20 protein-coding genes are annotated in these 20,758 nt (G+C 67.3%); 10 read left to right on the forward strand and 10 right to left on the reverse strand.

Annotated elements, in window-relative coordinates; all coding sequences use genetic code 11:
• The first annotated feature begins 1 nt into the window (after nucleotide 1).
• From MF407_RS06555 to MF407_RS06570, 4 genes are all read left to right on the forward strand, one after another.
• Nucleotides 2–1,201, forward strand: coding sequence for a phosphoglycerate kinase (locus MF407_RS06555; RefSeq protein WP_239701802.1), 1,200 nt, complete (start codon nucleotides 2–4; stop codon nucleotides 1,199–1,201).
• Between the two features lie 77 nt (nucleotides 1,202–1,278).
• A complete protein-coding gene (tpiA, locus tag MF407_RS06560) occupies nucleotides 1,279–2,079 on the forward strand; it encodes a triose-phosphate isomerase (protein ID WP_129625106.1) in 801 nt (266 codons plus the stop codon).
• Nucleotides 2,080–2,233: 154 nt separating this feature from the next.
• Nucleotides 2,234–2,479 (forward strand): preprotein translocase subunit SecG, encoded by a 246-nt coding sequence (gene secG, locus MF407_RS06565; RefSeq protein WP_129625107.1) that lies wholly within the window; start codon nucleotides 2,234–2,236, stop codon nucleotides 2,477–2,479.
• Between the two features lie 20 nt (nucleotides 2,480–2,499).
• Complete coding sequence (locus MF407_RS06570; protein WP_129625108.1) at nucleotides 2,500–2,850, forward strand: RNA polymerase-binding protein RbpA; 351 nt, start codon at nucleotides 2,500–2,502, stop codon at nucleotides 2,848–2,850.
• A 103-nt stretch (nucleotides 2,851–2,953) separates the two neighbouring features.
• Here MF407_RS06570 and pgl read toward each other — a convergent pair whose 3' ends face one another.
• Genes pgl through tkt form a run of 6 tightly spaced genes read right to left on the reverse strand, consistent with a single transcriptional unit; the run spans nucleotide 2,954 to nucleotide 11,240 of the window.
• Nucleotides 2,954–3,718, reverse strand: a complete 765-nt coding sequence (pgl, locus tag MF407_RS06575) for a 6-phosphogluconolactonase (RefSeq protein ID WP_239701803.1) — start codon at nucleotides 3,716–3,718, stop codon at nucleotides 2,954–2,956.
• A gap of 32 nt (nucleotides 3,719–3,750) precedes the next feature.
• Nucleotides 3,751–4,704 carry a glucose-6-phosphate dehydrogenase assembly protein OpcA gene (locus MF407_RS06580; RefSeq protein ID WP_239701804.1) on the reverse strand — a complete coding sequence of 318 codons (954 nt, stop codon included), beginning with the start codon at nucleotides 4,702–4,704 and terminating at the stop codon, nucleotides 3,751–3,753.
• Complete coding sequence (zwf, locus tag MF407_RS06585; RefSeq protein WP_129625111.1) at nucleotides 4,701–6,245, reverse strand: glucose-6-phosphate dehydrogenase; 1,545 nt, start codon at nucleotides 6,243–6,245, stop codon at nucleotides 4,701–4,703. The genes MF407_RS06580 and zwf overlap by 4 nt, the downstream gene beginning before the upstream one ends.
• On the reverse strand, nucleotides 6,242–7,879 hold the full coding sequence (locus MF407_RS06590; protein ID WP_239701805.1) for a glucose-6-phosphate isomerase: 1,638 nt from the start codon (nucleotides 7,877–7,879) through the stop codon (nucleotides 6,242–6,244). The genes zwf and MF407_RS06590 overlap by 4 nt, the downstream gene beginning before the upstream one ends.
• Nucleotides 7,876–8,991: a transaldolase gene (tal, locus tag MF407_RS06595; RefSeq protein ID WP_239701806.1), complete on the reverse strand. Its 1,116-nt coding sequence runs from the start codon at nucleotides 8,989–8,991 to the stop codon at nucleotides 7,876–7,878. The genes MF407_RS06590 and tal overlap by 4 nt, the downstream gene beginning before the upstream one ends.
• A 59-nt stretch (nucleotides 8,992–9,050) precedes the next feature.
• Nucleotides 9,051–11,240 (reverse strand): transketolase, encoded by a 2,190-nt coding sequence (tkt, locus tag MF407_RS06600; protein WP_239702863.1) that lies wholly within the window; start codon nucleotides 11,238–11,240, stop codon nucleotides 9,051–9,053.
• A 253-nt stretch (nucleotides 11,241–11,493) separates the two neighbouring features.
• On the opposite strand from tkt, the gene MF407_RS06605 reads away from it, so the two are divergent.
• Nucleotides 11,494–12,447, forward strand: a complete 954-nt coding sequence (locus MF407_RS06605) for a heme o synthase (protein ID WP_345770882.1) — start codon at nucleotides 11,494–11,496, stop codon at nucleotides 12,445–12,447.
• A gap of 18 nt (nucleotides 12,448–12,465) precedes the next feature.
• Here the strand turns inward: MF407_RS06605 and MF407_RS06610 are convergent, their stop codons facing one another.
• The 4 genes from MF407_RS06610 to MF407_RS06625 all read right to left on the reverse strand — a co-directional run bounded on the left by MF407_RS06610 (nucleotide 12,466) and on the right by MF407_RS06625 (nucleotide 16,014).
• Nucleotides 12,466–12,606 carry a hypothetical protein gene (locus MF407_RS06610; protein ID WP_239701807.1) on the reverse strand — a complete coding sequence of 47 codons (141 nt, stop codon included), beginning with the start codon at nucleotides 12,604–12,606 and terminating at the stop codon, nucleotides 12,466–12,468.
• A 943-nt stretch (nucleotides 12,607–13,549) separates the two neighbouring features.
• Complete coding sequence (locus MF407_RS06615) at nucleotides 13,550–14,524, reverse strand: COX15/CtaA family protein (protein WP_239701808.1); 975 nt, start codon at nucleotides 14,522–14,524, stop codon at nucleotides 13,550–13,552.
• A gap of 30 nt (nucleotides 14,525–14,554) precedes the next feature.
• On the reverse strand, nucleotides 14,555–15,298 hold the full coding sequence (locus tag MF407_RS06620; RefSeq protein WP_239701809.1) for an ABC transporter permease: 744 nt from the start codon (nucleotides 15,296–15,298) through the stop codon (nucleotides 14,555–14,557).
• Entirely contained in the window at nucleotides 15,295–16,014 is a 720-nt protein-coding gene (locus MF407_RS06625) for an ABC transporter ATP-binding protein (RefSeq protein ID WP_141929519.1), read from the reverse strand. The genes MF407_RS06620 and MF407_RS06625 overlap by 4 nt, the downstream gene beginning before the upstream one ends.
• A 256-nt stretch (nucleotides 16,015–16,270) precedes the next feature.
• Here MF407_RS06625 and MF407_RS06630 point away from each other — a divergent pair, with 256 nt between their 5' ends.
• From MF407_RS06630 to sufC, 5 genes are read left to right on the forward strand one after another with little or no spacing between them, the layout of a single operon-like run.
• The gene (locus MF407_RS06630) at nucleotides 16,271–16,996 is read left to right on the forward strand and encodes a helix-turn-helix domain-containing protein (RefSeq protein WP_239701810.1); all 726 of its coding nucleotides are present in this window, start codon (nucleotides 16,271–16,273) and stop codon (nucleotides 16,994–16,996) included.
• Nucleotides 16,993–18,411, forward strand: a complete 1,419-nt coding sequence (sufB, locus tag MF407_RS06635; protein ID WP_239701811.1) for a Fe-S cluster assembly protein SufB — start codon at nucleotides 16,993–16,995, stop codon at nucleotides 18,409–18,411. Before MF407_RS06630 ends, sufB begins: the two co-directional genes overlap by 4 nt.
• A 48-nt stretch (nucleotides 18,412–18,459) precedes the next feature.
• Nucleotides 18,460–19,644: a Fe-S cluster assembly protein SufD gene (gene sufD, locus MF407_RS06640; protein ID WP_239701812.1), complete on the forward strand. Its 1,185-nt coding sequence runs from the start codon at nucleotides 18,460–18,462 to the stop codon at nucleotides 19,642–19,644.
• Nucleotides 19,641–19,958 (forward strand): non-heme iron oxygenase ferredoxin subunit, encoded by a 318-nt coding sequence (locus MF407_RS06645; RefSeq protein WP_239701813.1) that lies wholly within the window; start codon nucleotides 19,641–19,643, stop codon nucleotides 19,956–19,958. The genes sufD and MF407_RS06645 overlap by 4 nt, the downstream gene beginning before the upstream one ends.
• Before the next feature lie 37 nt (nucleotides 19,959–19,995).
• A complete protein-coding gene (sufC, locus tag MF407_RS06650) occupies nucleotides 19,996–20,754 on the forward strand; it encodes a Fe-S cluster assembly ATPase SufC (protein ID WP_239701814.1) in 759 nt (252 codons plus the stop codon).
• Nucleotides 20,755–20,758 lie beyond the last annotated feature (4 nt).

Consider the following 20,758-nt stretch of genomic DNA (forward strand, 5'->3'; position numbering starts at 1 on the left):
GATGCGCACGATCGATGACCTGGGCGACCTCTCGGGCAAGAAGGTGCTGCTGCGCAGCGACCTCAACGTCCCGCTGGACGGCAAGAAGATCGGCGACGACGGACGCATCCGCGCCTCGGTCCCGACGATCAAGAAGCTGACCGAGCAGGGCGCTCAGGTCATCGTGTGCGCGCACCTCGGCCGCCCGAAGGGCGAGCCGGAGGACAAGTACTCGCTCGCACCCGTCGCCGAGCGCCTCGCCGAATTGCTCGGCAGCTCCGTCGAATTCGCCACCGACACGGTGCAGGAGTCGGCGAAGGAGAAGGTCGACGCGATGAAGGACGGCGACGTCGTCCTGCTGGAGAACCTGCGCTTCAATGCGGGTGAGACCAGCAAGAACGATGCTGAGCGCGGCAAGTTCGCCGACGAACTCGCTTGCCTCGCAGACGTTTTCGTCAGCGATGGGTTCGGTGTGGTGCACCGCAAGCAGGCGTCCGTCTACGACGTGGCGCAGAAGCTGCCGCACGGCGCCGGCGACCTGGTGCAGGACGAGGTGAAGGTGCTCGAGCGTCTCACCAAGGACCCCGAGAAGCCGTACGCGGTCGTGCTCGGTGGCGCCAAGGTCAGCGACAAGCTCGGCGTGATCGACAACTTGCTCAAGACCGCCGACATGCTCGTCATCGGTGGTGGCATGGTCTTCACCTTCCTCGCGGCCCAGGGTCACGAGGTCGGCAAGAGCCTGCTGGAGAAGGACCAGATCGACACCGTGAAGGGCTACCTGGAGCAGGCGCAGAAGGACGGCGTCGAGATCGTGCTGCCCACCGACGTCGTCGCGGCCACCGAGTTCTCGGCGGACGCCGACCACGAGGTCGTCGCTGCTGACGCGATCCCGTCCGACCGAATGGGGCTGGACATCGGACCGGAGTCGGCGAAGGCCTTCGCCGAGAAGGTGAAGTCGGCCAAGACGGTCTTCTGGAACGGCCCGATGGGCGCGTTCGAGATGGAGCCGTACGCGGCCGGCACCAAGGAGCTCGCGGGCGCGCTCGTCGAGGCGACCAAGAACGGCGCGCTCACCGTCGTCGGTGGCGGCGACTCTGCGGCTGCCGTCCGTCAGCTCGGTTTCGAGGACTCCGACTTCACGCACATCTCCACCGGTGGTGGCGCGAGCCTGGAGTACCTCGAGGGCAAGGAACTGCCCGGCCTGTCCGTGCTCGAAAGCTGAGGAACCCGAACCAAAACGCCTGAGGCGGTGGGCGATTCGATCGTTCGCCGCCTCACGCTTCTACCGAAGGAATCGAAGTGGCAGATACCCGCACTCCGCTCATCGCCGGCAACTGGAAGATGAACCTCGACCACCAGCAGGGCACCGTGCTGGTGCAGAAGCTGGATTGGACGCTGCGCGACGGCAAGCACAACTACGACGAGGTCGAGGTCGCGATCATCCCGCCGTTCACCGACCTGCGCTCGGTGCAGACGCTGATCGACGGCGACAAGCTCAAGCTGAAGCTCGGGGCACAGGATCTCAGCCCGCACGACGAAGGCGCCTACACCGGCGACATCGCCGGGGTGTTCCTGAAGAAGCTCAGCTGCACCTACGTGGTCGTGGGCCACTCCGAGCGTCGTGAGTACCACGACGAGACCGACGAGGTCGTGGCAGCAAAGGTGAAGGCTGCCTACAAGAACGATCTGACCCCGATCCTGTGCGTCGGCGAGAAGCTCGAGACCCGCAAGGCCGGCGAGCAGGTCGAGTTCGTTCTCGGGCAGGTGCGTGCCGCCCTCGACGGGCTGGCCGCGACGTCCGCCCAGTCGATCGTCATCGCCTACGAACCCGTATGGGCGATCGGCACCGGCGAGGTCGCGACCCCGGCCGACGCCCAGGAGGTCTGCTCGGCGATCCGTGGTGAGCTAGCGAAGCTGTACGACCAGAAGCTGGCCGACGGCGTCCGCGTCCTTTACGGCGGCTCGGTGAAATCGGGCAATGTCGCCTCGATCATGGCGGAGGCCGATGTCGACGGTGCGCTCGTCGGCGGCGCAAGCACCGACCCGGTCGAGTTCGCCACCATCTGCCGGTACAAGCAGCACCACGGCGGCGGCAACTGAGCACCGTCGGCCTGCGGTAACGCGTACGCCGACCCGGCCATCACGGCGGGTCGGCGTACGGCTGCTCGGAGCGGCCTGGTCCATGCCGTAAAGTTGGACGGGTTGTCGCCGTTCGGCGACTGCCGAATGTTCCCGACGAAGGTGAGTTCCCGACGTGGATGCGGTGCGGATCGCGTTGCAGGCAGTGGTCGTGCTCAGCAGCCTGTTCCTGGTGCTGTTGATCCTCATGCACAAGGGCAAGGGCGGTGGCCTGTCCGACATGTTCGGCGGCGGTGTCAGCAGCAACCTCGGCGGCTCCTCGGTCGCCGAGAAGAACCTCAATCGCCTCACGGTGATCGCCGGTCTGACCTGGATCACGGCGATCGTCGGGCTGGGGCTCGTCGCGCGCTTCAGCGCCTAAGCACCAGAAGGAGAACGATCGTGGCAGGTGGAAACGCAATCCGGGGTAGCCGAGTCGGCGCCGGACCCATGGGCGAAGCGGAGCGCGGCGAGTCCGCACCCCGAGTCGTCATCTCGTACTGGTGCTCCAACGGGCACGAGACCAAGCCGAGCTTCGCGCAGGAGCCGGGCATGGTCGTGCCGGAGCAGTGGGACTGCCCGCGCTGCGGTTTCCCGGCCGGTCAGGACCAAGAGAACCCTCCTTCTCCGCCGAAAGCCGAGCCGTACAAGACACACCTGGCCTACGTGAAGGAGCGTCGTAGCGACGCCGAAGGCGCCGTCATCCTGGACGAGGCGCTGGAGACCTTGCGCAACCGCGGTCTGATCAAGTAGCTCGAACGACGATGCCGCCCGAACCACGGTTCGGGCGGCATCGTCGTTTCCGGGGCCTCTCATGACCGGTTGCAGCGCCGGCGCACCTACTCGACCCCCGGGATCAGCTTTGCTCGACCTTCGAGGCTGCTGCGGTGTCGAGCCACCAGGTCGTGCTCACCTGGCCGCCGACGACGGAGGCCGGGCACTCCATCGGGTCGCTGGAACTGAAGGCAGTCGCGACGGCGTCCGCCTTGTCTTCGCCGGCCACCATGAGCCAGACCTCGCGCGCCTCCGCGAGCGCGGGGAAAGTGAGGCTGAGGCGAGTGGGCGGCGGCTTCGGGGCATCCTGCACCGCAACGACAGTGACCCGGTCGACCAACTGGTCGCGGTGGCCGGGGAACAAGGACGCGACGTGACCGTCCGGTCCGACGCCGAGCATCAGGACGTCGAAGGTCGGCATCTGAGGCTTCTCCGGCAGACCGACCGCAGTCACGTCGGTGAACTCCGCCAGCTCCTGAGCGTATGCCTCGGCTCCCGCGGCAACGTCACCGTCATCGCTCGAGGGCATGCGGTGCACGTTGTTCGCCGGGACGCCCAGCTTCTTCAGACCCGCGTCGTCCGCCTGCTTGTCGTTGCGGTCGTCGTCGCCGGCGGGCACGAAACGTTCGTCGCCCCACCAGATGTGCACGCGCGTCCAGTCGCGCTCGTCGTCGGCGCGGGCGACCCAGGCCTTCATGAGTTCCTGGCCCATGGAGCCGCCGGTCAGCGCGATGTGCGCGTTCCGTCCGCGTCGCAGTGCCGCGTCGACCGCCTGCTCGAGGGCTTCGGCGATCGCCGCTGCCAGTTCATTCTTGTCGGGACGGATCTCGATCGTGCGGTCGCTCACGGCGCTCCTCGTTGTGCGTGCGGGGGAGAGGGTTACGTGCTCTTGCTCGATGATGTCTGCTTCGCCGCCGAAGTTGTTCTCATCAGCCCGATGTTCTGCAGCGCGAGTCGGTAGACCTCGTCCTTGTCCAGATGCCGCAGCTCCTCGCTGAGCGCCTGGGCCGTGGTCGGCCGGGGCAACGGGAACGGACGCGGTTGGTGACCCGGCTGGGTGAGCGTCGCCTGGTCGTCGGTCGCGCGTTCCAACACGATCGGTCCACTCTCACGCTCCATCCGGACGCTGACCAACCCGCGACCGGCCGCAGCAGACACCCGTCGGACCGGGCAACGCAACCGGACGGCGAGCCACCCACCGAGCAGGTCGGCACTGGCTGAATCGGACGCACCCGTCACCGTCACCGAATCGACCGATTCGAACGGAGACTGGTCCAATGCCGTCGCGAGCAGCGCTCGCCACCTGGTCGTGCGCGACCACGCCATGTCGGTGTCACCGGGCGTGTAGTTTTCGGCTCGACGGGCCAATGCCCGACGTGGGTTCTTGTCCAAGGACACATCGGTGATCCGTCGTCCGGCCAGCGAGCCGACGGACGAGCCGGCCAGTTCGGTCTCCCCGGCACCCGGCCACCACGCGACGACCGCCGAGTCGGGCAGCAGGAGCGGAGTGACGATGCTGCCGCCGTGTCGAGCGAGTTCGCCGTACATCCGCATCACCACGAGCTCGCTGACACCGGCCTCGCCGCCGACGCGCACCTGCGCATCCAGCCGGCTGGCCGCGCGACGGTGTCCGCTGACCAGAGCGAGGATGCGGCTCGGGTGCTCCCTGCTGGCCTCCGCGGCGGCGTCGATCGCGGCGTCCGCGTGGGCCTCGTCGGTGACGACGATGAGCGTCATCACCCGACCGAGAGTCACTGCACCGACCTGCGAACGCAGCCTGAGGAGTTGCTTGGAGATGTCGCGGGTGTTGCAGCTGGGCAGGTCGACGATCACGGGATCCTCCAGGAGCGGCCGTCGAGTTTCATCATCGTGTCGGCCGTCGTCGGTCCCCACGTACCGGCCTCGTACGGTGCGGGCTTGCCATGCCGTTCCCAGTACCGCTCCACCGGGTCGAGGATCTGCCAGGACAGGTCGACCTCCTCGTGTCGCGGGAACAGCGGCGGGTCGCCGAGCAGGACGTCGAGGATGAGTCGTTCGTAAGCCTCGGGGCTCGACTCGGTGAACGCGGTGCCGTAGCCGAAGTCCATCGTGACGTCGCGCAGTTCCATCGAGCCCGCGCCGGGCACCTTCGACCCGAAGCGGATGGTGACGCCCTCGTCGGGCTGCACACGGATGACGATCGCGTTCTGGCCGAGTTCCTCGGTCGAGTTCTCGTTGAAGGGTAGGTGCGGGGCACGCTTGAACACGACGGCGATCTCGGTCACCCGCTTGCCGAGTCGCTTGCCGGCGCGCAGATAGAACGGCACGCCCGCCCAGCGTCGGGTGGCCAGTTCGAGCTTCATCGCGGCGTACGTCTCGGTAGTGGAACTCTTCGCGATGCCGTCCTCGTCGAGATAGCCGATGACCTTCTCCGAGCCCTGCCAGCCCGCGGTGTACTGACCCCGCGCGGTGTGCTTGCCGATGTCGGCGGGCAGCTTCACCGCGGCGAGGATCTTCTCCTTCTCGGTGCGAAGAGCCTTGGCGGAGAACGAGTTCGGCTGCTCCATCGCGGTGATTGCGAGCAACTGCAGCAGGTGGTTCTGGATGACGTCGCGGGCGGCGCCGATGCCGTCGTAGTAGCCGGCGCGACCTCCGATGCCGATGTCCTCGGCCATCGTGATCTGTACGTGGTCGACGTAGTTGCCGTTCCAGACCGGTTCGAACAACTGGTTGGCGAAGCGCAGCGCCAGGATGTTCTGGACGGTCTCCTTGCCCAGGTAGTGGTCGATCCGGAAGACAGAGTCGGTGGGGAAGACCGCACCCACGATCTCGTTCAGCTTCCGGGCGCTCTCGCGGTCGTGACCGAACGGCTTCTCGATGACCACGCGACGCCAAGTGTCCGGCTTGGGCGTCGACAGGCCGGAGCGTTCGAGTTGCTGGCAGACGGTGCCGAACGCGGCCGGTGGGATCGACAGGTAGAACGCGTGGTTGCCGCCCGTACCGCGCTCCTGGTCGAGTTCCTCCACGGTGCGGGCCAACTCGTCGAAGGCTTCGTCGTCGTCGAAGGCACCGGGCACGAATCGCAGGCCCTTCGACAGGTCACGCCAGACGTCCTCGGAGAAGCCCGTGCGGGCGCCCTCCTTGACCGCGGCCTTGACGATGCGTCCGAAGTCCTGGTCCTCCCAGTCGCGCCGGGCGAAGCCGACGAGGGAGAAGCTGGGGGACAGCAGACCGCGGTTGTAGAGGTCGTAGATCGAGGGCAGCAGCTTCTTGCGGGCGAGGTCTCCGGTGACACCGAACATCACCAGACTGCACGGACCCGCGATGCGCGGGAGGCGGCGGTCGGCCGCCTCCCGCAACGGGTTGATCCCGCGTGCGACGCGAGCAGTGGTCACGAGTCGCCCTGCGAACCCGCGTGCGAACTGGTCGCGGTGCGGATCGCCTGGGTGAGATCGCTCATGCCCTGCTCGGTGTCGGTGAGGTGCACACGCAGCACCGGACGTCCCTTGTCGGCCAGCACCTTGGCGTCGCCGGCGGCCTGCGCTGCGACGAAGTCACCGAAGGTGAAGTCGCGGCCGGGCACCGACAGATCCTCGCGGGGCTCGGTGGTGATCTGCAGGTACACACCGAACTCCGGTCCGCCCTTGTGGTACTGACCGGTGGAGTGCAGGAAGCGCGGGCCCCAGCCGAACGTGACCGGACGGTGCAACGAACGGACGAACAGTTGCCGGACGTCGGCCAGCGACCGGTCGGCGATGCGGTCGAGGTAGGCCATGATCGCCAGGTAGCCGTCCTTCGGCACCTCGCGCAACAAGGCTGCGATCGCGTCCGCTGCCGTCGAAGCGCTACCCAGGAAGTCGCCCGAAGCGCGCACCTCGATGGAACCGTCGGTGAACGCCGGGTCGTCCGCCGCACCGGTGCCCGACTCGAGCATCGAGCGGGCCGCTTCCTTCGCCGATTCCACATCGGGCTGGTCGAACGGGTTGATGCCGAGCAACCGCCCGGCAACCGCCGTGGCGACCTCCCACAACAGGAACGTGGCGCCGAGCGTGCCCGAGACGGCGACGGCGTCGCCGCTCAGCGTGCCGGGGTCACCGGAGGTGAGGTGGACTACCAACTCGTCGTCCGTCTGCTCGTCGGTGTCGACCGATGCCTGACCGGCGACCACCGGAAGCAGACCCTTCCCCTGCTTGCCGGTGCTCTCGGCGATCAACTGCTCGACCCAGTCGCCGAACCCGACGGCTTCGGTACCGGCGTCGACGAAGACCAGCTTGTCGCGCAACGGCTGCGTGCCACCGATCGCGGCGCCCAGACGCAGGCCCGGGTTCGAGTCGTCGTCGGCACCCAATTCCTCTGTGGCAGAAGCAGCTTCGTCCAGCAGTGTTGAGATGTCGGCACCGGCCAGACCGCTCGGCACCAGTCCGAACGCGGTGAGAGCCGAGTAGCGACCTCCGACGTCCGGGTCGGCGTTGAACACCCGGTAGCCGTCCTTGCGGGACTGCTCGTCGAGCGGGCTGCCCGGGTCGGTGACCACGACGATGCGTTCGGTCGGGTCGATGCCCGCCTTCTCGAACGCGTCGACGAACGCCCGGCGCTGGGAGTCGGTCTCGACCGTGCCGCCCGACTTCGACGACACGACGACGACGGTCTGGTCGAGCTGCTCCTGGACGGACGCGCGCACCATGTCCGGCTGCGAACTGTCCAGAACGGTGATCGGCACCCCGGCGGTTGCGCAGATGACCTCGGGAGCCAGCGACGATCCGCCCATGCCACACAGCACGACTCGACTGACGCCCTTGTCCTGCAGCGACTTTCGCAGGTCCTCGATCTCGGCGACCAGCGGACGCGAGGACTCGGCGAGCCCTACCCAGGCCAGTCGCTTGGCCGATTCGCTCTCGGCGTCCTTGCCCCAGAGCGTCGCGTCCTGCGCGAACAGGCGGCTCGCGACATTGTCCTGGACGAGTTCGGGCAGGTGCCGTTCGATCGCGTCGGCGGCAGCGCCTACCGGCAGTACCTCGACGTTGCTCACTTGGCGGCCGCCTTGTCGAGCTCGCCCTTCACCGAGTCGAGCAGCTCGCCCCAGGAGCCCTCGAACTTGCTGACGCCTTCGTCCTCGAGCACCTTCACGACGTCGTTGTAGTCGACGCCCACGGTGTCGAGCTGGGCGAGCACTTCGCGGGCACCGTCGTAGCCACCGGTCACCTGGTCGCCCGCGACCTCACCGTGGTCGGCGAGCGCGTCGAGCGTCTTGGGCGGCATCGTGTTGACCGTGTCGGCGACGGCGAGGTCGACGACGTACATGGTGTCCTTGTACTCCGGGTTCTTCACACCGGTCGAGGCCCACAACGGGCGCTGGACGTGAGCGCCGTCGTCGGCGAGCGACTGCCAACGCGGGGTCGAGAAGACCTCTTCGAAGGCCTGGTAGGCCAGCCGGGCGTTCGCCACACCGGCCTTGCCCTTGAGCGCCTTGGCCTCGTCCGTACCGATCTCGTCGAGGCGCTTGTCGATCTCGGAGTCGACGCGGCTGACGAAGAAGGACGCGACCGAACGGATCTTGGACAGGTCGTGTCCGTTCTTGTCGGCCTGCTCCAGACCCTCGAGATAGGCGTTCATGACCGCGCGGTAGCGATCGAGGGAGAAGATCAACGTCACGTTGACGCTGATGCCCTCGGCCAGAACGGCGGTGATGGCCGGCAGGCCTGCCTGCGTCGCAGGGATCTTGATCATCGCGTTCGGGCGGTCGACGCTCTTCCAGAGCTTCTTCGCGCTCTCGATGGTGCCGTCGGTGTCCTTGGCCAGTCGCGGGTCGACCTCGATCGACACGCGTCCGTCCTTGCCGTCGGTGCTGTCGTAGACCGACATCAACTGGTCGCACGCGTTGCGGACGTCGTCGGTGGTGATCAGGAAGACCGCCTCGTCGACATCTGCTCCGTCGGCAGCGAGCAGTTTCACCTGCTCGTCGTAGGCAGCGCCGTCCGACAGTGCGGTGGCGAAGATCGTCGGGTTGGTGGTGACACCGACGACGTTCTTCTCCTCGACCAGCTTGGCCAACTCGTTCTGCTCGAGCATCGTGCGGTTCAGGTCGTCCAGCCAGATCGAGACTCCGACCTCGGACAGTGCCTTGGTGTTGCTGTTGGTCATGTCATTCCTCTCGGGAATCAGCTGTATGTGCTTGTGACGGAGCGAAGTTCAGGCGGCGCTCAGTGCCGCTTCGACAGCGGCCAGACGGGCACCTCGACGTCGACGCCGGGGACAGCGTCACCGCTCGTGGCGTCCTTGATCGACTCCTGCGCCGCCGAGACGACGTGGTCGGGAGTGATGCCGAAGTTCTTCAGCACCAGTGCGCCGTCGGCGGACGAACCGAAGTGCTCGATCGACACGCAGCGGCCGGCGTCACCGACGTAGCGGTGCCAGGGCATCGAGATCCCGGCCTCGACGCTGACGCGCGCCTTGACGGACGGCGGAAGCACCTGGTCGCGGTAGCTCTTCGGCTGCTTCTCGAACCATTCGAGGCACGGAGCGGAGACGACTCGGGCAGCAACGCCCTTGCCCTCCAACGCCTTTCGCGCCTGGATGGCCACGGACACCTCGGAGCCGGTGGCAATGAGGATCACGTCCGGCGTGCCGTCGGTGTCGGCCAGCACGTACGCACCCTTGGCGACGTTGTCGGCAGACGCGTACTCGCTGCGGTCGATCGTCGGCAGCGCCTGACGCGACAGCGCCAGACCGGCGGGGTGGTCGGTGGTCTCCAGGATCGTGCGCCATGCGACGGCGGTCTCGTTGGCGTCGGCCGGGCGGACGACGTCCAGCATCGGGATCGCGCGCAACGCGGCGAGGTGCTCGATCGGCTGGTGGGTCGGACCGTCTTCGCCCAGACCGACGGAGTCGTGGGTCCAGACGAACGTGACCGGGATGTTCTGCAGGGCAGCCAGGCGCACCGCCGGACGCATGTAGTCGGAGAACACCAGGAAGGTGCCGCCGTACGGACGGGTCAATCCCTCGAGGGCGATTCCGTTGAGGGCCAGGCCCATTGCGAATTCACGAACACCGAAGTGCAGTGTGCGTCCGTACGGGTTGCCCTTCCACTCCTCGGTCTGCCGATCGGCCGGGATGAACGAGGGCTGGCCGCCCATCGTGGTGTTGTTCGACTCGGCGAGGTCGGCCGAACCGCCCCACAGCTCCGGCATGACGTCGGCCAGCGCGGTGAGGATCTTGCCGGACGCCGCACGGGTGGCGATGCCCTTCTCGTCGGCCTCGAAGGTGGGGAGCGCCTTCTCGAAACCTTCGGGCAGCTTGCGGTCGACCAGGCGGTCGAGCAACGTCGCGTTGTCCGGGTTGGCCTTGCGCCACGCTTCGTACTTGGCGTCCCAATCGGCGCGCGCCTTCTTGCCGCGCTGCACGACACCGCGGGCGTGGTCGATCACGGCGTCGCTGACCTCGAAGGTCTTGCGGCCGTCGAAGCCGAGCAGCGTCTTCAGACCGGTGACCTCTTCGTCGCCGAGTGCCGAACCGTGCGACTTGCCCGTGCCCTGTTTGGTGGGCGATGGCCAGGCGATGACCGTGCGCAGGATGATCAGGCTCGGCTTGTCGGCCTGCGTCTTGGCCTTCAGCAAAGCGGCGTAGAGGGCGTCGACGTCCTCGACGTAACCGGGGTCGGTGGTGCCGTGCTGCTTGCGCCACGGGACCTCGATGACCTCCCAACCGTAGGACTCGTAACGGCCCTTGACGTCTTCGGTGAAGGAGACGTCGGTGTCGTCCTCGATGGAGATCTGGTTCTGGTCGTAGATCGCGATCAGGTTGCCGAGCTTCTGGGTGCCGGCGAGCGAGCTGGCCTCGCCGCTGACGCCCTCCATCAGGCAGCCGTCACCGGCGACGACATAGATGTGGTGGTCGAACGGGCTCTCGCCCTGCGGTGCGTCGGGGTCAAGCAGACCGCGCTGACGGCGCTGGGCCATCGCCATGCCGACCGCGGACGCGAAGCCCGAGCCGAGCGGACCGGTCGTGATCTCGACACCGGTGGTATGCGTGGTTTCCGGGTGGCCGGGCGTCGCCGACTCCCAGGTGCGCAGCGCCTCCAGGTCGGACAGCTCCATGCCGTAGCCGCTGAAGTAGAGCTGGATGTACTGGGTCAGGCTGGAGTGTCCGGCCGACAGCACGAACCGGTCCCGACCCAACCAGTGCGGGTCGGACGGGTCGTGGGTCATCACGTTCTGGTAGAGCAGGTACGCCGCCGGCGCGAGGCTGATCGCGGTGCCGGGGTGACCGTTGCCGGTCTTCTGCACCGCGTCGGCCGCGAGGATGCGCGCGGTGTCGACTGCGCGGACGTCGAGGTCGGTCCAGCCGACCGCGTCGGCCTTCGGCAGGGTCAGGCTGTCGTCTCGACCGGCGATGGGGGAGGCGTCCGTGGTCACGTGTGAGGGCTCCTTCGAAACGGAGGATTGGGTTCGTGTTCGAGCCTAGACCTGACGCACGCGTCGGTGTCGGCTGCGTGCGGGTCGACTGGGGCGCCGTGGGGTGGCGAGTCTCACTCGCGTCGGACGCCGGCACATCGGGTGAGCGTTCGGGCGGCCGGAACCGAAGGGATAGACTCGAGTTCGTGCGCGTTCACCGCACGAACCATCGTCAAGGAGCATCGTGACCACGATCGAGCCGCGTACGGCCAGCCGTACGAACGACGCCGGATCGACCGATCGCTCCACCCGCCAGGTGATTGCCGACTACGTCGCCCTCACCAAACCGCGGATCATCGAACTCCTTTTGGTGACCACCTTCCCGGTGATGTTCCTGGCCGAGCGCGGTATCCCGAATGTCTGGCTGATCCTGGCCACCCTTGTCGGCGGCTCGTTGTCGGCCGGTTCCGCGAACGCGTTCAACTGCTACCTCGACCGTGATATCGACAAGCTGATGCACCGGACCGAGGGTCGCCCGCTGGTCACCGGCGCGATCTGCCCGCGCAACGCGCTGATCTTCGCGTCCGTGCTCGGTGTGGCCTCGACGCTGTGGCTCGGCCTGCTGGTCAACTGGCTGTCGGCTGCACTGTCGGTGGGCGCGATCGTGCTCTACGTCGGCTTCTACACGATGCTGCTGAAGCGTCGCACCTCCCAGAACATCGTCTGGGGCGGCGTCGCCGGCTGCATGCCGGTGCTGATCGGCTGGTCCAGCGTCACCGACTCGCTGTCGTGGTCGGCGCTCGTGCTGTTCCTGGTCGTGTTCTTCTGGACGCCGCCGCACTACTGGCCGTTGTCGATGCGTTTCAAGGACGAGTATGCCAACGCCGGTGTGCCGATGCTCCCGGTCGTCGCGCAGGACACCGCGGTCGCCAGGCAGATCGTCATCTACTCCTGGGTGACCGTGCTGACCACGCTGGTGCTGATCCCGGTCGCCCCGATGGGATGGATCTACACCGTGCTCGCCGTGCTGTCCGGCGCACTGTTCCTGGTCGAGGCGCACAAGCTGCAGGCGCGCGCCAAGCAGGGAGTGCCGTACTCGGTGCTGAAGCCGATGCGGCTGTTCCACTACTCGATCAGCTACCTGACGCTGGTCTTCCTCGGTGTCGCCCTCGACCCGATCCTGTACGCCGCCCTCCCAGGTCTGTAGTTGCCAGCGGCGACCGCCTCACAGGTAGCCGTTCTCCCGCAGCAGCGCGACGATCGGCGCAGCGCTCTTCGCCTGCCGACCTGCACCCATCAACTCCGGCGTACATCCGACGGAGACGTCGATCGACACAGCAGGACCGGAGGCATAGTCGAAGACCAACGATCGGTGCTGCTGGGGTTTCGGCGCCCGGCCGCATGAACTCCAACCTTGTGCTGTGGTCGTCGGTAGGGCCCCCAGGACACGAATGACCTCGGTGCGCAGCGCTGTAGAGGGTGGGCGCATGGCGTTGCTCGCGTCGCAGACGGTGAATCCGATCGGGTCACCCGGGATGAGGTCACGGTCGCTTCCGACTCGTCCCGTCCCACGCGAACACCCCCGTCCCGCGGCGGAGCCACCCATCTGGCCTGCTTCGCCGAATCAGTCAGCACGCGGCCGAATGCGGGGTCCGCCGTGAACGTGCCGTTCGACGTGGTGGAGCAGTTGTTCGGGTCGTCCTGAGCCGCCACCCAGACCGTCCCGGTCGGGTAGGTGAGTCCGAGCAGCTGGTTGGTGACTGGGCCACCCGCGGCGGTGCATGCCCGAACGGACGAACGGGCTCTCATCTGGTACCCGAGATCGTTCGGGATCCGGTCGAGCCCGGCGGCGAGGGTCGTCGATGTGGCGAGGGGGAAGGTCTTCCCTGCCACCTGCTGGTCCATATTGGTGCCGGCCGGGTAGCTGCAGATGACGGCACTTGTCGGGACACCCGGCGGCACAAGGGAATCGGACGTCCCTGCCAGTGTCGCCGGCTGCGGTACCCACGTCGGTGACTGCTGCGCCCGTGCCGGGCACGTGGCGGTCTTCACGGGCGGTGTCGTCGGGCTGCTCGTCGAACCGGTGGACGATGTCGACGATGGCGCAGCAGTGGACCCGGGCGGCGACGAACCAGCGACCTTCTCGCTTCCGCAACCGCTGATGACGAGAAGTCCGGTGGCGATAACCGCTGTCCGGACGAGACGAGCGCTCATGATTCCCCCTGGTGTGTGATGAATCACAGCATGGCCCGCCGGCGGCGCTCTGTCTGCTGCGTACGCCGAATCGTGACGATGCGTCCGGCGAGCGGCTACACGTCCTCGCGGACCCGAAGCGACAGCAGCGCCCAGGTCACGCTCGCCACGAGCAGCGACGCACCGAGCATGTGCAGCAGCACGAGCACCCAGGGCAGGTCGGTGAAGTACTGCACGTACCCGATCAGTCCCTGCAGCAGGGTCACGATCAGTAGTGCGGTCCAGGCGCGCGGGGCGTTGGTGCCGGGTGCAGTGAGGCGGACGGCGACCAGCACGCCGATCACGAGTCCGACGAAGAGCATGACGGCATCGGCGTGCAACCAGGAGATCGTGCGCGGGTCGAGTCCGAGACGGACGGGTTCGTCGGCGTCCCCGGAGTGCGGACCCGAGCCGGTGACCAGGGTGCCGAGAAGGAGCACGACCGCGGTGAACGCGGCGACGCCTTGAGCAAGGCGCCAGATGCCCGGCCGGACGATGAGTCGCGCGGGCGCGTCACCTTCCCGGCCGCGCCACACCAGCCAGGCGGAGGCTGCGACCAGCAGCATCGAGATCATGAAGTGCGCGGCGACGATCGCCGGGTTGAGGCCGGTCAACACCGTGATGCCGCCGACGATCGCCTGCAGCGCGATACCGAACAGCACCATCGCGGTCGGCAGTCGCAGCCCCTTGCGCTGCGGTGCGCCCTTGATGATCCCGATCAGCAGGGCGAGAGCCACGATGCTCAGCAGGCCGGTCAGTGTGCGGTTGCCGAACTCGACGTACTTGTGCCACGACTGTTCCTGGTAGCGCGTGGGCGTGATCGACCCCTCCACGCACTGCGGCCATTCGGGACATCCGAGACCGCTGCCGGTGAGGCGGACCAGTCCACCCGTCACCACGATGCCGATCTGGCAGGCGAGGTTCAACCAGAACAGCGTCGTCAGCCAGCGGGGAAGGGGACGCGAGGAGAGTGTGGGCAGGAGGAGCCCGCGTCCGGCTGAACCCGCCGCCTCGCAGGTGCGCAGGTCGTGGTCGGTCCGGGTGCTCGTCATGTCAGGTGCCATTCGTCGTCATTCGTTGCTTCAGTCGCTCCAGTCGAAGGTGCCCATGGCGAGCACGGAAGCCAGGGCTCCCCATGCAGCCAGGACGAGGAGAGGCAGGAGTGCGTCGCCGACGTGACCGGTCAGCGCATGACGCAGACCGTCGCCGAGAGCGCCCGACGGCAACCACGCGACGACGGAGCCGAGCACTCCGGGCAGCCGGTCGGACGGGAGCAGCAGGCCCCCGAGTCCTGCGACCAGTACCCAGATCAGGTTGGCGACCGCGAGGACTCCTTCGGCGCGCAGCGACCCGGCGAGCAGGAGAGCGAGGGCGACCCAGGTCCAGGTGCCGATCACGAGTAAGAGCAGCGCCACCGGCAGGCCCCCGACCGAGGGACGCCAGCCGAGTGCGAGGCCGAGTCCACCGAGCACGACGGTTTGAATGCCGACGACCGCGAGGACTCCGATTGCTTTGCCCCACAACAGTCCTGAGCGACCCAGGGGAGTGGTGCCGAGGAAGCGCAGCACCCCGTAGCGGCGGTCGAAACCAGTGGCGATGGCCTGCCCGGTGAACCCGGTCGACACGACGGCGAGGGCCAGTACGCCCGGGACGATCAGGTCGATCCGCCGTCCGGCTCCGAGGTCGGGGACGTCGGTGAGGACCAGCGCAAGCAATGCCAGCGCGGGGAGCACCAGGGAGACGAGCAGCTGCTCGCCGTTGGAGAGCAGGGTGCGGGTCTCGTACCCCGCCTGGGCCCGGACGCGGACAGCGGTTGTGGAACTCATCGGGTCGCCTCGGTACGGCGGGTCAGTTCGAAGTAGCGCGCCTCCAGGCCGGTGGTGCCGGCCACCTCCGCGAGCGTGCCCGCTGCGCGGACCTGCCCGTGAGCGATCACGACGATGTCGTCCGCCAGGCGTTCGGCCTCCTCGAACGAGTGCGTGGTCACCACGACCGCGCAGCCCCGGTCGCGTTCGTCACGGATGAGGTCCCACACGTCCAGGCGTGCATGCGGGTCGAGGCCGGCCGTCGGTTCGTCGAGGAAAGCCACCTCGGGAGTGCCGAGCAGCGCGGCGGTCAGGGCGACGCGCTGCCGTTGGCCGCCGGACAGCCGGCGCATCGAGGTGTCCCAGAAAGCTTGCAGATCAAGCCGATTCGCGAGTTCGTCGAGGCGAACACGTCCGTCGACGAGAGTCGCCACGTGCTGCAGGAAGCGTCGTGCGCCGACTGCACCCGGAAGCCCGCCATCCTGCAACATGACACCGACCCGGCTGCGGTGCCGATCGTCGGCGCGCCAGGGGGAGTGGCCGAGCACGCGGACCGAGCCGGTCTGCGGCTGCTTGAGGCCCTCGGCGAGTTCCATCGCGGTGGTCTTACCGGCTCCGTTTGGCCCGAGGACGCAGGTCACCCGTCCGGCGTCGGCTGTGAAGGTGAGCGCATCGAGAGCGGTGTTGGTGCCGTATCGGTGCGTCACCTGATCGAACGCGACCGCCGGAGACTTCACGGTCACCCAGTCTAGGTTGCTCTCCGGACGGCGATGACAGCCGTCGTCAGCTCAGGCCGACGTCTGGGAGTCCGGCACGCGCCGCTCGATCGCCAGGGACGCCGGACGGGAACGCGCGAGCCGGCGGCTGCGGACGTGGTTGTCGGACGGGATCGACGGCATGTCCGCCTGATCGCCGAGGCCTCGCCGGAGGCACGTGAGCGGGTTAGGTCAACCTGAGTTTCCAAGGCTTTTCGAATAAGGACATACTGATGTTGTGTTTATTGCTGACCGTGCTGTGCCCGCAGCCGACCGTGCCGAGTCCGGCACGCGTCGCCGCGTGCTCACGCTGGTCAGCGAGCGGGGTCCGATCACCGCTGCGCAAGTCGCCGAGATTCTCGGTCTGACCACTGCCGGCGTCCGACGTCACCTCGACGTGCTCGCCGAGGAAGGCGCGGTCGAGGAATCCGATCACGTGCTGGCCGGCGCCCGTAAGCGGGGACGTCCGGCCCGCGCATATGTGCTGACCGAACGGGGCCACCAGAGCCTGCGCGGCGACTACGACGAACTCGCCACCTCGGTGCTGCGCTTCCTGCGTGACAACCAGGGCGAGGAGGCCGTGGGTGCCTTCGCGCGTGCGCGAGCCCTGAAGCTCGCCGAGCAGATCCGCCCCGCCGTCGAGGCGGCGGGCGACGACCCGGAGGCGCGCGCCGCGGCACTCGCCGAAGCGTTGCGTATTGAGGGCTACGCCGCATCGTCCCGGCCGGTCGGGAAGGGAACGCCACTCGCAGGCGTTCAACTGTGTCAAGGGCACTGCCCGGTGCAACATGTGGCCGCCGAGTTCCCGCAGTTCTGCGAAGCCGAGACCGAAGTCTTCTCCGACCTGCTCGGAGCACACGTCCAAAGGCTTGCGTCGCTCGCATACGGCGACCACGTCTGCACGACGTTCATCCCCGCCAACCAACTTGCCAATTCGCCACAGAAGAGAAGGGATCCGCGATGAGCACCATCGAAGAGCTCAACCCGGGACTGAAGGACATCGGCCGTTACGAATACGGCTGGGCCGACAGTGACACCGCGGGCGCCAGCGCTCGCCGCGGCCTGAACGACGAGGTCGTCCACGACATCTCCGACCGCAAGAGCGAGCCGGCCTGGATGAAGGAGCGGCGTCTCAAGGCGCTCAACCTGTTCTACAAGAAGCCCATGCCGCAGTGGGGCTCCGATCTCACCGGCATCGACTTCCAGAACATCAAGTACTTCGTGAAGTCCACCGAGAAGCAGGCCACCAGCTGGGAGGACCTGCCCGAGGACATCAAGAACACCTACGACCGACTCGGCATCCCCGAGGCGGAGAAGCAGCGCCTGGTCGCCGGCGTCGCCGCCCAGTACGAGTCCGAGGTCGTCTACCACCAGATCCGCGAAGACCTGGAGGAGAAGGGTGTCATCTTCGTCGACACCGACACCGGTCTGCGCGAGCACGAGGAACTCTTCAAGGAGTACTTCGGTTCGGTCATCCCCAGCGGCGACAACAAGTTCGCGGCGCTGAACACGGCCGTGTGGTCGGGTGGCTCGTTCATCTACGTGCCCAAGGGCGTCCACGTCGACATCCCGCTGCAGGCCTACTTCCGCATCAACACCGAGAACATGGGCCAGTTCGAGCGGACGCTGATCATCGCCGACGAGGACTCCTACGTCCACTACGTCGAGGGCTGCACCGCGCCGATCTACAAGTCCGACTCCCTGCACTCCGCCGTCGTCGAGATCATCGTGAAGAAGAACGCCCGCGTCCGGTACACGACCATCCAGAACTGGTCGAACAACGTGTACAACCTGGTCACCAAGCGCGCCACCTGCGACGAGGGCGCGACGATGGAGTGGATCGACGGCAACATCGGCTCCAAGGTCACCATGAAGTACCCGGCGGTCTTCCTGCTCGGCGAGCACGCCAAGGGCGAGACCCTGTCGATCGCGTTCGCCGGCGAGGGCCAGCATCAGGACGCCGGCTCGAAGATGGTGCACGCCGCGCCGAACACCTCCTCGACGATCGTGTCGAAGTCGGTGGCCCGTGGCGGTGGCCGCACCTCCTACCGCGGTCTCGTGCAGATCCTCGAGGGCGCCAGCGGTTCCAAGTCGAGCGTGGTCTGCGACGCGCTGCTGGTCGACCAGATCAGCCGCAGCGACACCTACCCGTACGTCGACGTCCGCGAGGACGACGTGCAGATGGGCCACGAGGCCACGGTGTCCAAGGTCAGCGAGGACCAGCTGTTCTACCTGCGCTCGCGCGGTCTGTCGGAGGAGGAGGCCATGGCGATGATCGTGCGCGGCTTCGTCGAGCCGATCGCCCGTGAGCTGCCGATGGAGTACGCGCTCGAACTCAACCGCCTGATCGAGCTGCAGATGGAAGGTGCCGTCGGATAACCCCCGACGCACCCGCAAATCCATCAACGACAAGGAGATTCAACTTTCATGACGCTCATCACGCCAGAGCGCAACCAGGCCCAGGGGCACACCGACTCGTCTGCGGCCTTCGTGCCCGACCAGTCGCGCGCCGAGCGCAAGACCTCGTTCGAGCCGGCCGACTTCCCCGTGCCGCACGGCCGCGAGGAGGAGTGGCGCTTCACCCCGATCGACACGCTGACCAACCTGTTCAGCGACGCCGCGGGCGACGACGGTGCGGTCACCGTCGACGTCAGCGGTGCGCAGGCGGTCGTGGCCGACCCGCTGGACATCGGTGAGGCCCCGCGCGGCACCGTGCTCACGCCGGCCGATCGGGCGGCGGTGGTTGCCTCGGCCAACACCGAGCAGGCGCTGCACCTGAAGCTGGACGACGACACCGAGTACGCGGAGCCGCTGCGCGTCCGCGTGCACGGTGAGGGTGCCGGACGTCGTTCCAACGCGCACTACGTCATCGAGGCCGGACGGCACTCGAAGGCTCTGGTGATTCTGGAGCACACCGGGTCGGCCGACCACACCGGCAACCTCGAGGTCGTCGTCGGTGACGGCGCCAACCTCACGGTCGTCTCGCTGCAGCAGTGGGACGACGACGCCAATCACCTCGGTCAGCACGACGCGATGGTCGGACGCGACGCCACCTACCGTCACATCGTCGTGACGCTGGGAGGCAACGTCGTGCGGTTGAACAGCAACGTGAAGTACGCCGGCCCCGGCGGCGACGCGACGCTGCTCGGTGTCTACTTCGCCGACGCCGGTCAGCACCTGGAGCACCGCTCCTTCGTCGACCACAACGCGCCGCGCTGCCGGTCGCTGGTCACCTACAAGGGTGCGCTGCAGGGCGACACCGCCCGCACCGTCTGGGTGGGCGACGTGTTGATCCGCGCCGAGGCCGAGGGGATCGAGACCTACGAGCTCAACCGCAACCTGGTGCTCACCGACGGGGCGCGCGCCGACTCGGTGCCGAACCTTGAGATCGAGACCGGCGACATCGAGGGGGCGGGGCACGCGTCCTCGACCGGCCGCTTCGACGACGAGCAGTTGTTCTACCTGCAGGCTCGCGGCATTCCCGAGGCCGAGGCCCGTCGCCTGGTCGTGCGCGGCTTCTTCGCCGACATCATCGCCAAGATCGGTGTTCCCGAGGTCGTCGACGGCCTGATGGAAGCCATCGAGGACGAACTGGCGGCGACCGAGCAGTGAGCGAGTACGTCAAGGTCTGCACCCTGGACGACCTGCCCGATGTCGGCGCAGTGGTCGCCGATTTCGACGGTCGCCGGGTCGCCATCGTGCGCGACAGCCTCGGCGAGGTGCACGCGATCGACGACACCTGCACCCACGCGAACGTCTCGTTGGCTGAGGGTGAGGTCGAGGGCTGCACCATCGAGTGCTGGCTGCACGGCTCCCGTTTCGACCTCAACACCGGGGCGCCGACTGGCCTGCCGGCCACCGTCCCGGTCGTCGTCCACTTCGTGAAGATCGTCGGCTCCGACGTCAACGTCGCCCTGAACAACTGAACTTTTCGAACCTGCTTCAAGGAAAGAGAACACTGATATGACGACTCTCGAGATCAAGGATCTGCACGTCTCGGTCGACACCGAGCACGGCGAGAAGGAGATCCTCAAGGGCGTGAACCTGACCATCAAGTCGGGTGAGACCCACGCGATCATGGGCCCGAACGGCTCCGGCAAGTCGACCCTGGCGTACTCGATCGCCGGGCACCCGAAGTACACGATCACCTCCGGTGAGGTGCTGCTGGACGGCGAGAACGTCCTCGACATGGAGGTCGACGAGCGCGCTCGCGCCGGCATCTTCCTGGCGATGCAGTACCCGGTCGAGGTTCCGGGCGTGACCGTCTCGAACTTCCTGCGTACCGCCAAGACCGCCATCGACGGCGAGGCGCCGAAGCTGCGCACCTGGGTCAAGGACGTCAAGGGCGCCATGGAGAACCTGCGCATGGACCCCGCGTTCGCCGAGCGCAACGTCAACGAGGGCTTCTCCGGTGGTGAGAAGAAGCGTCACGAGATCCTGCAGATGGAATTGCTGCAGCCGAAGATCGCCGTGCTCGACGAGACCGACTCCGGCCTCGACGTCGACGCGCTGCGCATCGTCTCCGAGGGCGTCAACCGCGCCAAGGAGACCTCGGAGGTGGGCGTGCTGCTGATCACCCACTACACGCGCATCCTCAACTACATCAAGCCCGACTTCGTGCACGTCTTCGTCGACGGCAAGGTCGCCGAGGAGGGTGGCCCGGAGCTGGCCGAGCGCCTCGAGGCCGAGGGCTACGACCGTTACCTGACTGCCAAGGCCTGAGCCG

Source organism: Yimella sp. NH-Cas1, from assembly GCF_022359705.1.
GTDB lineage: Bacteria > Actinomycetota > Actinomycetes > Actinomycetales > Dermatophilaceae > Yimella > Yimella lutea.

Bases quoted from the DNA above. Each gene is read 5' to 3' on its own strand.
- sufD (WP_239701812.1), top strand. From the start codon at position 18,460: ATGACGCTCATCACGCCAGAGCGCAACCAGGCCCAGGGGCACACCGAC.
- sufB (WP_239701811.1), top strand. From the start codon at position 16,993: ATGAGCACCATCGAAGAGCTCAACCCGGGACTGAAGGACATCGGCCGT.
- MF407_RS06620 (WP_239701809.1), bottom strand. From the start codon at position 15,298: ATGAGTTCCACAACCGCTGTCCGCGTCCGGGCCCAGGCGGGGTACGAG.
- MF407_RS06615 (WP_239701808.1), bottom strand. From the start codon at position 14,524: ATGACGAGCACCCGGACCGACCACGACCTGCGCACCTGCGAGGCGGCG.
- MF407_RS06555 (WP_239701802.1), top strand. From the start codon at position 2: ATGCGCACGATCGATGACCTGGGCGACCTCTCGGGCAAGAAGGTGCTG.
- sufC (WP_239701814.1), top strand. From the start codon at position 19,996: ATGACGACTCTCGAGATCAAGGATCTGCACGTCTCGGTCGACACCGAG.
- tal (WP_239701806.1), bottom strand. From the start codon at position 8,991: ATGACCAACAGCAACACCAAGGCACTGTCCGAGGTCGGAGTCTCGATC.